This is a genomic window from Winogradskya consettensis, from assembly GCF_018332715.1.
Lineage (GTDB): Bacteria > Actinomycetota > Actinomycetes > Mycobacteriales > Micromonosporaceae > Actinoplanes > Actinoplanes consettensis.
The window spans coordinates 249,393-261,321 of record NZ_BOQP01000004.1 but is presented as its reverse complement, the minus strand read 5'-3'; the positions used below and the strand labels follow the sequence as shown (position 1 = coordinate 261,321).

10 protein-coding genes are annotated in these 11,929 nt (G+C 70.0%); 4 read left to right on the top strand and 6 right to left on the bottom strand.

Features of this window, described 5'->3' with window-relative positions; all coding sequences use genetic code 11:
• Nucleotides 1–105: 105 nt before the first annotated feature.
• Together rph and Aco04nite_RS04905 are read left to right on the top strand one after the other, a co-directional pair.
• Nucleotides 106–2,550: a rifamycin-inactivating phosphotransferase gene (gene rph, locus Aco04nite_RS04910; protein WP_244875761.1), complete on the top strand. Its 2,445-nt coding sequence runs from the start codon at nucleotides 106–108 to the stop codon at nucleotides 2,548–2,550.
• Between the two features lie 74 nt (nucleotides 2,551–2,624).
• Nucleotides 2,625–3,059, top strand: coding sequence for a nuclear transport factor 2 family protein (locus Aco04nite_RS04905; RefSeq protein WP_212995948.1), 435 nt, complete (start codon nucleotides 2,625–2,627; stop codon nucleotides 3,057–3,059).
• Between the two features lie 19 nt (nucleotides 3,060–3,078).
• Here Aco04nite_RS04905 and Aco04nite_RS04900 read toward each other — a convergent pair whose 3' ends face one another.
• From Aco04nite_RS04900 to Aco04nite_RS04885, 4 genes are all read right to left on the bottom strand, one after another.
• On the bottom strand, nucleotides 3,079–4,047 hold the full coding sequence (locus Aco04nite_RS04900; RefSeq protein ID WP_212995947.1) for an NADPH:quinone oxidoreductase family protein: 969 nt from the start codon (nucleotides 4,045–4,047) through the stop codon (nucleotides 3,079–3,081).
• Nucleotides 4,048–4,385: 338 nt separating this feature from the next.
• Nucleotides 4,386–4,910 (bottom strand): MarR family winged helix-turn-helix transcriptional regulator, encoded by a 525-nt coding sequence (locus Aco04nite_RS04895; RefSeq protein ID WP_244875760.1) that lies wholly within the window; start codon nucleotides 4,908–4,910, stop codon nucleotides 4,386–4,388.
• A 31-nt stretch (nucleotides 4,911–4,941) separates the two neighbouring features.
• Nucleotides 4,942–6,750 (bottom strand): FtsX-like permease family protein, encoded by a 1,809-nt coding sequence (locus tag Aco04nite_RS04890; RefSeq protein WP_212995946.1) that lies wholly within the window; start codon nucleotides 6,748–6,750, stop codon nucleotides 4,942–4,944.
• Nucleotides 6,750–7,490 carry an ABC transporter ATP-binding protein gene (locus tag Aco04nite_RS04885; RefSeq protein WP_212996036.1) on the bottom strand — a complete coding sequence of 247 codons (741 nt, stop codon included), beginning with the start codon at nucleotides 7,488–7,490 and terminating at the stop codon, nucleotides 6,750–6,752. Before Aco04nite_RS04885 ends, Aco04nite_RS04890 begins: the two co-directional genes overlap by 1 nt.
• A 433-nt stretch (nucleotides 7,491–7,923) precedes the next feature.
• Between Aco04nite_RS04885 and Aco04nite_RS04880 the strand changes: the two genes are divergently transcribed.
• The gene (locus Aco04nite_RS04880) at nucleotides 7,924–8,997 is read left to right on the top strand and encodes a DUF3500 domain-containing protein (protein ID WP_212995945.1); all 1,074 of its coding nucleotides are present in this window, start codon (nucleotides 7,924–7,926) and stop codon (nucleotides 8,995–8,997) included.
• A complete protein-coding gene (locus Aco04nite_RS04875; RefSeq protein ID WP_212995944.1) occupies nucleotides 8,994–10,379 on the top strand; it encodes a HoxN/HupN/NixA family nickel/cobalt transporter in 1,386 nt (461 codons plus the stop codon). Before Aco04nite_RS04880 ends, Aco04nite_RS04875 begins: the two co-directional genes overlap by 4 nt.
• A 14-nt stretch (nucleotides 10,380–10,393) precedes the next feature.
• Here Aco04nite_RS04875 and Aco04nite_RS04870 read toward each other — a convergent pair whose 3' ends face one another.
• Both Aco04nite_RS04870 and Aco04nite_RS04865 read right to left on the bottom strand, forming a co-directional pair.
• The gene (locus Aco04nite_RS04870; RefSeq protein ID WP_212995943.1) at nucleotides 10,394–11,038 is read right to left on the bottom strand and encodes a GntR family transcriptional regulator; all 645 of its coding nucleotides are present in this window, start codon (nucleotides 11,036–11,038) and stop codon (nucleotides 10,394–10,396) included.
• A gap of 88 nt (nucleotides 11,039–11,126) precedes the next feature.
• Nucleotides 11,127–11,927: an ABC transporter ATP-binding protein gene (locus Aco04nite_RS04865; RefSeq protein ID WP_212995942.1), complete on the bottom strand. Its 801-nt coding sequence runs from the start codon at nucleotides 11,925–11,927 to the stop codon at nucleotides 11,127–11,129.
• Nucleotides 11,928–11,929 lie beyond the last annotated feature (2 nt).

The following is an 11,929-nucleotide window of genomic DNA, read 5'->3' as shown; positions in this document are numbered from 1 at the left end:
TCCCGCCACTTCTAACGTATAGCGCAGAGGGGGGCTTGCGGCAAGGCCCGGTCCGTGGCGCAGAATTGTCGGCCGGGGCTTTCACCTGCGGAAATGGGGCTTTGCGTGAGTGTGTACCTGCTGGATCTGCACGGGGTGGACGCGACCCGGGTCGCGGTCGCCGGGGGCAAGGGTGCGAATCTGGGGGAGTTGTCGCGGATCGAGGGCGTCGAGGTGCCGCCCGGTTTCGTCGTGACGACGGAGGCGTTCCGGCGGGTCCTGCCGTCGATCGGGGACCGGATCGATCGGCTCGGCGTGGATTCCGTCCGCCGGATCATCGAGAGCACCCCCATCCCGGACGATCTCGCGGCGGCGATCACGGCGGCGCTGACCCCGCACGCGTACGCGGTGCGTTCCAGCGCCACCGCCGAGGACCTGCCGACGGCCTCGTTCGCCGGTCAGCAGGACTCCTACCTGAACGTCATCGGTCCGGAGGCGGTCCTCGAGCACATCAGACGGTGCTGGGCCTCGCTGTTCACCGAGCGGGCGGTGAGCTATCGCAATCACCACGGCATCGATCACCGTACGGTCAGCATGGCAGTCGTCGTGCAACGCATGGTCGCGGCGGAAGCGGCCGGGGTCCTGTTCACTGCGGATCCCGTCACGGGCAACCGCAGGGTCGCCACGGTGGACGCCGGGTTCGGGCTCGGCGATGCGCTCGTCTCCGGCCTGGTCAATCCCGACGGCTACCGGATCCGCGACGGGGAGATCATTTCCCGATCGGCAGCCGCCGCGCAGCCCGCGCTGACGGATGCGCAGGTCCTGCGGCTCGTGCGGATCGGGCGGCAGGTCGAAGCGCATTTCGGCCGCCCGCAGGACATCGAGTGGTGCCTCGCCGGCGACGAGTTCCAGCTCGTGCAGAGCCGGCCGGTCACCACGCTGTTCCCCGTCCCCGGAACCCCCGACGGCGAGAACCACGTCTACCTCTCGGTCGGGCACCAGCAGATGATGACCGACGCCATGAAGCCCCTCGGCACGTCGATGTGGCAGCTCACGGCGATGGCGCCGATGCTCGAGGCCGGTGGGCGGCTGTTCGTCGACGGCACCCGGATGCTGGCGTCGCCGGCGGGCCGGGCCGGCTTCCTGGAGATGGCCGGCCGGATCGATCCGCTGACCAGGGACGCGCTGGAGACGGTCCTCGACCGTGGCGACTTCGTTGCCGGAGCGCCGGACGCCGGCCCCGCGCGCCCGGCCAGGGGCGGGCCCGCCACCCCGGTCGAGACCGATCCCGCCATCGTCACCGAGCTGATCGAGCGCAGCCGGACGGCCCTCGCCACCCTGCGGCAGGAGATCGCGGCCAAGTCGGGTCCGGCGCTGTTCGACTTCCTGCTGGAGGCGTTCGAGGAGCACAAGCGGCTCCTCAGCGATCCCCTGAGCATCCAGGTGATCATGGCGGGGATGGAGACCGCCTGGTGGCTCGACGACAAGCTGCGGGAATGGCTCGGCGAGACGAACGCCGCGGGCACCCTCACGCTGTCCGCGCCCGGCAACATCACCGCGGAGATGGGGCTGGAACTGCTCGATGTCGCTGACGTGGTCCGCGCGTACCCGGAGACGATTGAGCTTCTGCAGGGGGACGACTTTCTCGACAGGATCGGGGACGTTCCGGGCGAGGCCATCAGGGCCTATCTCGACAAGTACGGCATGCGCTGCGCCGGCGAGATCGACATCACCCGGCCACGCTGGAGTGAACAGCCCGCCACGCTCGTGCCCGCGATTCTCGACAACGTCCGGAACTTCGAGCCGGGTGCGGCCGGGCGGCGTTTCGAGGAGGGGCGCAGAAAGGCCTACGAGAAGGAATTGGAGGTCCTGGCGCGGCTGCGGGAGCTGCCCGACGGCGAGGAGAAGGCAACCGAGACCAAGCGCATGATCGACCGGGTACGCACTTTCATCGGCTACCGCGAATACCCTAAGTACGCCATCGTCAGCCGCACCTTCGTCTACAAACAGGCCCTGCTCGCCGAGGCCGACCGCCTCGTCCGCGCCGGCGTGCTCCCCGACCGCGAGGACATCTTCTACCTCACATTCCAAGAGCTCCACGCCACCGTACGCACACAGCACGCCGATCCCACGCTGATCGAGCAGCGCAGAGCCGACTTCCGCGCCCACCGGGCCCTGACCCCGCCCCGGGTCATCACCTCGGACGGCGAAGCCCTGAACGGCGCGTACCGCCGCGACGACGTCCCGCCCGGTGCCCTGATCGGCCTCGCGGTCTCCGCCGGCACCGTCGAAGGCCGCGCCCGCGTCATCCTCGACCTCGCCCACGCCGACCTCGCCCCCGGCGACATCCTGATCACGACCTACACCGACCCCAGCTGGTCCCCCCTCTTCGTCGGCATCACCGCCCTGGTCACCGAAGTCGGCGGCCTGATGACCCACGGCGCGGTCATCGCCCGCGAATACGGCCTCCCCGCCGTCGTCGGCGTCGCCCGCGCGACCCAGCTGATCCAGGACGGCCAGCACATCCGCGTCCACGGCACCGACGGCTACGTCGAACTCCTGGACCGCTGACGGGTCCCCTTGCTATTCGGAGTCTGGACTCCGTATTATTCGGAGCGAAGACTCCGCTTAGAAGGGTATCCATGATGCGCACCCCCGAAGACACCTTCCGTGCCATGCTCGACGGCGCCTGCCGGCTGCAGAACGGCGATCGTGACCAGGTCGACGAGCTGGCCGGCTTCTACGCCGAGGAAACCGATGTGCGGCACCCGATGGCCCCGCTCGGCGACACCCCGCTGCTCAGCCGCGAAGCACTCCGGCAGCACTTCGCCGCGGCGGGGGCGGCCGGCCTGGCAGGCTTCCGCGTCGAGGATGTGCGCGTTCATCACACCGCCGACCCCGAGGTGGTCATCGGCGAGTTCACCTACCGCGGCGAGGGAGACTGGGCCGCGCCGTGCATCATCGTCTTCCGGATCCGCGACGGGGTGATCGTCGAGTCACGCGACTACATCGACCATCTCGGGCTCGCCCGCGCCACCAACACGCTCGACGTCCTCTGCACCCAACTGACGAGCGCTTAGGGCAACATCCGGTTACGGCTCACCGGACGTCGAGCAGCACCTTGCCCCGCACGCGGCGCTGGTCGAGCTCGAGCAGTGCCTGCGACGCCTCGGCGAGGGGGAAACGCCGCGCGAGCACGGGCTGGAGCCGCCCCGCCTCCAGCAGAGGCAGTAGCGCCACCCACTGCTCCTGGAGGAAGGCGGGTTGCCTCATCCAGAACGCGCCCCAGCCGACTCCCAGGACGTCGACGTTGTTGTACATGAGACTGTCGACCCTGACCTGAGGGATCTCGCCGCCGGTGAAGCCGATGACCAGAAGACGTCCCTCGGGGGCGAGGCTGCCCAGCGAGTCGGCGAACCGATCGCCCCCGACGGGGTCGACCACGATGTCAACACCCCGGCCCGCGGTCTTTTCCCGTACGGCCTCCGCGAAACCGTTCGCCAGGACAACCTCGTCGGCGCCGGCCGCCCTCGCCGTATCAATCTTGTCCGATGCGGACACGACCGCGATGACCCTGGCGCCGAGCGCGGCAGCCAGCTGCACCGCGGCGGTCCCGACGCCGCCGGCCGCACCCTGAACCAGAACCGTGTCACCCGGCTTCAGCCTCCCGCGGCGTACCAGGGCGAAGTGCACGGTTCCGTAGTTCATGGGCAGTGCGGCACCCGTCGAGAAGGACACATTGTCGGGAAGGGGAAAGACCGCGGCCGGGGCCGCAGCCGCCACCTCGGCGTACCCACCGATCCCGGTGAAGGCCGCTACCCGCTGACCCACCCTCAGAAGGCTGTTCGCCGGAGCGGATCGGACGGTCCCGGCGACCTCGGTGCCGGGAATGAACGGAAGCGCGTGCTGGACGTGGTACTCGCCATGACTCTGCAGCACCTCGGGGAAAGCGACGCCGGCGACGTGCACGTCGATGATGACCGAATCGGCGCTCGGAACCGGCTCGTCGACGTCGACGAGCTCCAGTGACGCGGGGCCGGTGAGGGCCGTGATCTGGATCGATCGCATACGGGACTCCTGTAACAGGGCGCAGAATGGGGAGCTGTCGACTTCTCAGGGTGAAGGCCCCATTGAGAATCGCTCAGCACTGACGTTTCGGTTCCCGTCAGGAACTGATCCAGCATGGTGCATCCACGATGGCTCCGGCAATAAGGCACAATTCTGTGCCATGGTTCCCTTGTGGTGCCACGGTTCCCTGAAGGTAACGACGACCGTGCCGATGCCGCTCCGATATCCCACCATGAGCGGGCCTTCACATTCAGCCTCGCGGAACGGTCCGCGACAACTTAATGCGGTGTTGCTCCTCAGATCCGGCCAATCGCGTCTGACAGAAGAACAGGTGCGCCCTAAGGTCTGGGCAGGGACCCTCGGTCGAGGACGTTGGCGTAGACGAGTTCGAGGGTTGTGCTGAGGCTGCGGACCGCGTCGGGGGAGAGGCCGTCGAAGAAGAGGCGGCGGACGAGTTCGACGTGGCCCGCGGCGGCGGCTTCGATGGCGCGGCGGCCCGGGGTGGTGAGTGAGACCTCGGTGACGCGGCGGTCGGTGCCGGCCGGGTCGGTGCTGATCAGGCCGCGGCCGGCCATGCGCTTGGTGTGGTGGGAGAGGCGGCTGCGTTCCCAGCCGAGGCGGGCGGCGAGGGCGGTGACGCTGAGGGTGTCGCCGGGGGAGTCGCTCAGGGCGTTGAGGACGTCGTAGTCCGGCAGCGACAAGCCCGATTCGGCCTGGAGCTGCCGGTTCATCTCGAAGGTCATCCGCAGCTGGACCCGCATGAACGCAAGCCAGGCGCGCTGCTGGTCGGCGTCGAGCCAGCCACCCGGCGGCACCGGCCCAGCGTTCACCGGACCGGTGTCGCGGTCGCCCGAGGAAGTCACCGGATCAGTATCGCCGGGTGTCCGGAGCAGGCTATTCGCGGGTTCCGGCCAGCGAGATCGGGGTGGCCCGCGTGGCGGAGCGGCTGGTCCAGACGCTGGTCGCGCCGACGACGAGGAATGCGCCGAGGGCGGTGAGCCAGAAGGCGCCCCACGGGATCACCATCGTGCCGGCGACGCCGCTGATGCCGATGAGGGCGGCCATGGCCGAGAGCCAGCCCAGGAGCAGGCCGGTGACGGTGACGACCGTTGATTCGAGCAGGGCGGTGCCGATGATCTGGTTGCGGGTGAAGCCGGTGAGCCGGGCGACGGCGAACTCGCGGCGGCGTTCCCCGGCGGCGATGACGACCGCGTTGACCACGCCGATCACGGCGTAGAGCGCGGCGAGGCCCATGACCACCTTCATGACGCCGGCGTTGAGGCTGTCCTGGGCGCTGTCGCTCTGCGCGATCCATTCGTCGAGCGTGAGCACCGGCTGCGGCAGTGATCGGGCGACGGCTGCGGGGTCGGCGCCCGGTTGGAGGCGGACGATGGACTGCGCGGGGCCGAGGGCCGCCGGCGGGACCAGGTCGCGGGGGAGCAGGTATTCGGGGCCGCCGTTGAGGGTCGGGGGGAGGACGGCCACGACGCGTGGGTTCAGGTCCTGGTCGCCGACGTGGATCCGTACGGTCGAACCGAGTTTGCCACCCGCCGCCGCGACCGTGGGTCCGTGCAGGTCGGCGTAGGAACCGGCGATCAGGGGGAGTTGGTGCGCCTGCTGGTAGGTGGCCGGGTCGACGGCGAGCGCGGGGAACTCGTCGGTCTCGGTGTCGCCCTGGTTGACCGAGGTGACCTTGATCATCAGGGGGTACTCCGTGGACGCGGTTGCTACGCCGGGAGTCAGGGGGGCGACGGGGCCGGCCGCGACGAGGTCTCCGCGTACGTCATCGGTCAGTTGATCGTGGGCTCCTTGGGAGAGCGTGGCGAACGTCCCGGCCAGGCCGATCAGCAGGGCTACCAGGATGAGCAGCGGAGCGGCGGTGGAGGAGTTACGGCGTATGCCGTCGCGGAGGTTGGCCCGGGCGAGGCGGCCGATCGTGCTGCTGCCCGCGAGCGTTCCGGTGAGCCGGCCGATCAGCGGCACGATGACGGGGCTGAGCGCGCTGAGCCCGAGGGCGAGGGCGACCATGGCGTTGATCGACAGCGGGATCGCGCCGTTGGGGTTGCTGACGGCGGTCGAGACCAGCATCAGCGTGAGGCCCGTGACGACCAGGAGGATCCCCAGGATCCAGCGTGACACGGTCATGACTTTCGCGCCGGCTCCGGTCTCCCGCAGAGCTTCCAATGGGCGTACGCGCGCCGCCCGGCGCGACGCGGCAAGCACTCCCGCCTGCGCGACCCCGATGCCGAGCCCCAGCGAGACCCACAGGATCCAGCCGTGCCACGCGGCGCTGAACGAGGCGGGCAGGAAGCCGAGGTTCTCCAGGAGCGCCGTCTGCGCGCTGAGCACGATCTGCCCGGCCGGGATGCCGAGGACCGTGCCCAGGACGCCGAGCAGGAGCGCCTCGGACAGCAGCAGCCGCCGGACCTGACCGCGGCTGCCACCGATGAGGCGCAGCAGTGCGAGGTCGCGGCGGCGCTGGGCGATGGTGAACGCGAACGTCGAGCTGACGATGAAGATCGCGAGGAACGCCGAGACGCCGAGCGCCAGGCCGAGGATCGCGATCGCCTCGCCGTAGCCCCCGGCGGACGCGACGATCAGCAGCGAGGACTGCACGATGGCCACGCCGAGCGTGACGGTGAGGATGGCGCCGACGAACAGTTGCCAGCGTTCCCGGAACGTGGCGATCGACAGGGAGAACATCAGGCCTCCAGGGCGGCGAGCCGGTCGGCGACCTCGCGGACCGAGGGGCGCACGAGACGGTCGACGATGCGCCCGTCGCGCAGGAAGACCACGGAGTCCGCGCGGGCCGCTGCCGCCGGGTCGTGGGTGACCATGACGATCGTCTGCTGCGCGTCGTCGACCATCGAGCGGAGCAGCCCGAGCACGGTACGCGCGGCGCCCGAGTCGAGCGCACCGGTCGGCTCGTCGGCGAACAGGACCGCCGGCCGGGTGATCATGGCGCGGGCGATCGCGACCCGCTGCTGCTGGCCGCCGGAGAGCTCGCGCGGCCGGTGTCCGAGCCGGTCACCGAGCCCGACGGTGGTGAGGATGGCGCGGACGTCGGTCATGGACACCTTGCTGCCGGCGAGCCGCAGCGGCAGGGCCACGTTCTGCTCGGCGGTCAGCGAGCTGACGAGGTTGAAGCTCTGGAAGACGAACCCGATGTCCTTGCGCCGCAGTTCGGTGAGGTCGCGCTCGGAGGCTGCGGCGAGGTCACGATCGCCGAGCAGCACCTGGCCGCTGGTGGGGCGTTCGAGGCCGGCCGCGCAGTGCAGCAGCGTGGACTTGCCGGAGCCGGACGGCCCCATCACCGCCGTCCAGGTGCCCCGCGCGAAGCCGATCCCGACCCCGTCGAGCGCCCGGACCCGGGCCTGCCCGCTGCCGTACTCCCGCACCACGTCACGAAGCTCGACCGCGGTGTCCGCCTGTGTCTGAAGCATGTCCATCGTTTCTCTCGTCCGTTCGGTCGAGAGAAACCTACGAATGAATGCGCCTCCGGGACGTCACCCGGCGGTGGGCACCTTGGGGTAGCTCGCACGGGGGACCCCGCATCTTGCGACCAATTTCGTCACCAAGATCGTTGACAATCCCCAGGTCGTGGCCCTGCGTGCCGGTCTTCCTCCTGGCGAGCGGGCCTATTTGAAGAATGGTCGACAGGGTATTTGTGAATCGCGTTCATTGGTTGCAATAATTGCCTTATGAAAAACGTTTTGCCTGGTGAGGGCGTGGATCAAGTGATGGATGGTATGTACACGGTGTTATGTAAAAATTGGTACTTGCGCCGAGGGTGCGACGGTTTATGCTCGGATGCAATTCACCATCATCAATCCCTGAGGTGAATCAGCCGTCCCTTTGATAGGAAGGCCAGTCCACGTGAGAACGAGATCCGCTCTCATCGCCACCGGCGTGACCCTCGCGCTGGTCACCGGCGGCGCGGCCACCTCCGCGTACGCCTCCGTCCCGGCACCCGGCCCGGCGCCGGCCGGCACCGCCCTCGCTCCGGCCGCGGCGGTGGCCGACACCACCCCGGCGATCGTCAGCGCGGCGAACGCGTTCCTCGCCACCCTGACCGCCGCCCAGAAGACCGCCGTCCAGTTCGCCTGGACCAACACCACCCAGAAGAAGAAGTGGTCCAACCTGCCCCAGGGTCTCTACACCCGCAGCGGCCTGATGTGGGGCAACCTGACCACGGCTCAGCAGAACGCCTGGCTGGCCGTCATGCAGGCCACGCTGAGCCCCGCGGGCTACCAGCGGGTGCGCCAGGAATGGGCCGCCGACGACAAGCTCGTCAGCGGCGGGGGACTGCTCTACGGCCAGAAGTACTACTGGATCGCGCTGATCGGCACCCCGTCGACGACCACCCCGTGGCAGTGGCAGTGGGGTGGCCACCACGTGACCGTCAACGCGACGGTCTCCGGCACCGAGGTCGCCCTCTACCCGAGCTTCATCGGCGCGCAGCCCGCGAGCTACACGGGCAGCACCGGCACCACGGTCAAGCCGCTCGGTGACCTCTGGTCGTCGGCGTACGCGCTGGTCAGCTCGCTGACGACCGCCCAGAAGCCGAAGGCGGTGCTCGGCAGCACGTACATCGATCTGCTGTACGGCCCCGGCCAGGACAGCCGGGCACCGAGCTACGACGGCATCGCCGGGTCGGCGCTCACCGCCGCGCAGAAGACGCTGCTGCTCACGCTGATCAGCGGCTACGGCACCCTGGCCAACGCCGAGGACGCCGCGTCCCGGCTGGCGGAGGTCCAGGCCACCCTCGACCAGACCTACTTCGCCTGGTACGGGCCGACCACGAACGCGGGCAGCGCCTACTTCCGGGTCACCGGGCCGCGCGTGATCATCGAGTACTCCCCGCAGGCGATGGGTGGTACCGCCGCGAACCACATCCACGGCATCTACCGCGACCCGCAGAACGACTACGGGGCAGCGATCACCGGATGACGACCACGGCCCCGGGCCGTGCACGGCGGGCGCCGGCGTGGTTGCTGGCGCCCCTCGTGGCGATGGCCCTCATAGTCCTCCCGGCGAGTGCCGCCTGGGCGCACCCGCTGGACATCTCCCGGCAGACCTCCTACGTCACGGTCGCCACGGACGCCGTGACCGTCGAGGTCGACCTCGCGGCCGGTGTGCTGGTGGCCCCGGCCTTCATCGCGGACCTGGACGCCGACAGCGACAAGACGTTCACCCCGGCCGAGGGCAGGCAGTACGCGCAGCGGCTGCTGGCGAAGGTATCCCTGCGCATCGACGACGCCCCGGTGCCGCTCACGCTGAGCGGGGTGGAACTCCCGACCTACCCCCAGGCCCGGGCCGGGTACGGCGTCCTGCACGTCACCGCCACTGCCCCGCTCGCACCGGCGGACGGCGGCCACACGCTGTTCTACCGCAACGGCTTCGCCCCGCAGAAGCCGCAGTACGAGGTGGCCGTCCTCGCCCCGAAGAAGGCTCCCGTGACGATCGGCGAGCAGCACCGGGACGAGGCCCAGCAGCAGGTCCGGACCACGTTCACCGTTCTGGGGGACACCGCGGTGGCGCCGCAGCGGGACAGCCACCCGTCGGGGTGGGGCGTCGAACGCCTGCTGTCGATGGTGGAGAACCCGTCCGGCTCGCTCGGGGTCACGCTGATCGCGCTCGTGCTGGCCATGGTGCTGGGCGCCTTCCACGCGCTCACCCCCGGGCACGGCAAGACGATGATGGCGGCCTACCTGGTCGGCAGCGGTGGCCGGGTCCGGGACGCGCTGACGCTGGGCGCCTCGGTCACCGTCACGCACACGTCGTCGGTCCTCGCCATCGGGGCGGTGGCGCTGCTCGCCGGCCACTTCGCCGTACCGCAGATGTGGGTGCCCGGCTTGGAACTGGTCTCCGGGGTCCTCGTGCTGGGTCTCGGGCTACGGCTGCTGTGGCAACGCCGGTGGAGCAGGACCCACGACCACGGCCACCACCACGAGCATGACCACGACCACGACCACGGGGCCCGGGATCATGATCACGGGGCCCGGCCGGGGATGGCGTCGGTGGTGGCGCTCGGCGTCTCCGGCGGCCTGGTGCCGTGTCCGGAGGCGCTGGGCGTCATGATCCTCGCGGTCGGCCTCGGGCACATTGCCGTCGGCATGCTGCTGATCCTGTCGTTCAGCGTCGGCCTGGCCGCCGTCCTGATCGGTATCGGCGTGCTCCTCGTCCGGGCCAGGACGGTCGCCGCGCTCTCCGGCCGGTTCAGCAGCGGAGCCCCGGCGCGCCTGGCCCGTCTGCTGCCGCCGGCCAGCGCGATCGTCGTCGTGGCCCTGGGCGCCGGCCTGATCGCGCGAACCCTGAGCGGCTCAGGCTGAGAGCGCAGGGTCGGTCAGAGCGCTCCCCGGGTCGCCGCCGCTCCCGCGAAGGCTTTCAGCGCGTCGAGCACGCTGGTCAGGTGGGCGCGCATGGCGAGCTCGGCGGCCTCGGGGTCGCGGGAGGAGACCGCGGTGATGATGGCGAGGTGCTCGGGCATCGAGACCGTGGGGCGGCCCGGGACCAGGGAGAGGCGGAACTGGTGGCGGACCATCTGGCCGTTGAGCTGTTCGATGATGCGGGTGGCGGAGTCGTGCTGGGCGATCGAGCGGACCGTGGCGTGCAGCTGGGCGTTGAGCTCGGAGTAGCGCAGCATGTCGGTCGCCTGGACGGCCGCCTTCATCGACTCGCCCAGGTCGTGCAGGAAGGCGATCTCCGCGTCGGTGACGCGTTCGGCGGCGCGCGCGGCGACCAGGCCCTCGACGACGCGGCGGATCTCGGTGATCTCGATGGCCTCCTGCACCGAGATCTCCCGGACCCGGGCACCGCGGTTCGGCTGGAGCTCGATCAGGCCCTCGGTCTCCAGCCGGGTGAGCGCGTTGCGGAGCAGGAACCTGCTCGTGGCGTACTGCTCGGTCAGCTCGGTCTCGATCAGCCGCTGGCGGGGGGCGAACTCCCCGCGCAGGATGGCTGTCCGGAGCGCCGTGTAGACGTCGCTCATGAGCGGGTTGACCCAGGTGTCGACATTCCGGGCGTACTCCTCGGTCTCTGTGGCGGCAGTTCTGCCATCGTATGCGGCGCTGTCCCGGTCAGCGGACCTCCGGGCGTTCGCCACGCTTCGCCGACTGGACCAGCTCGTACACGTGGGTGCGGATCTTGGTGAACTGGGGTGAGGAGCGGGTGGTGAGCTGGTCGCGATCGTCGGGCAGATCGACGGGGACGTCCTCGAGCACGACGGTGGGCCGGTTGGAGAGCACCAGGACGCGCTGGCCCAGGTAGACCGACTCGTCGATGTCGTGGGTGACGAACAGGACCGTGACGCCGAGTCGTTTCCAGAGCGTGCGGACCAGGTCCTCGAGGTCGGCGCGGGTCTGGGCGTCGACGGCGGCGAACGGTTCGTCCATGAGCAGGACGCTCGGCTCGTACGCGATGGCCCGGGCGATCGCGACCCGCTGCTGCATGCCGCCGGAGAGTTGCCACGGGTGGGCGTCGGCGCTGTCGGGCAGCCCGACGGCGTCCAGGGCCTCGGCGACCTTGGCCGCGCGGGCCGCCTTGGCGAGGCCCTTCTCCTTGAGCGGCAGTTCGACGTTGCCGCGGACGGTCAGCCAGGGGAAGAGGCTGCGGCCGTACTCCTGGAAGACCACCGCCATGCCGGCCGGGGGTTCGGTGACCGCGGTGCCGTCCAGCCGGATCTGCCCGCCGGAGAGGTCGAGCAGGCCGGCGATGCAGCGCAGCAGGGTGGTCTTGCCGGCGCCGGACGGGCCGACGATGCAGACCAGCTCACCGCGCCGGATCTGGAACGTCAGGTCACGGACCGCTTCGACGTCGCGGCCGGGGCTGCGGTACGTCTTGGCCAGCCCGGCCACGTCGAGGGCGATGGTGTCGCTCATGG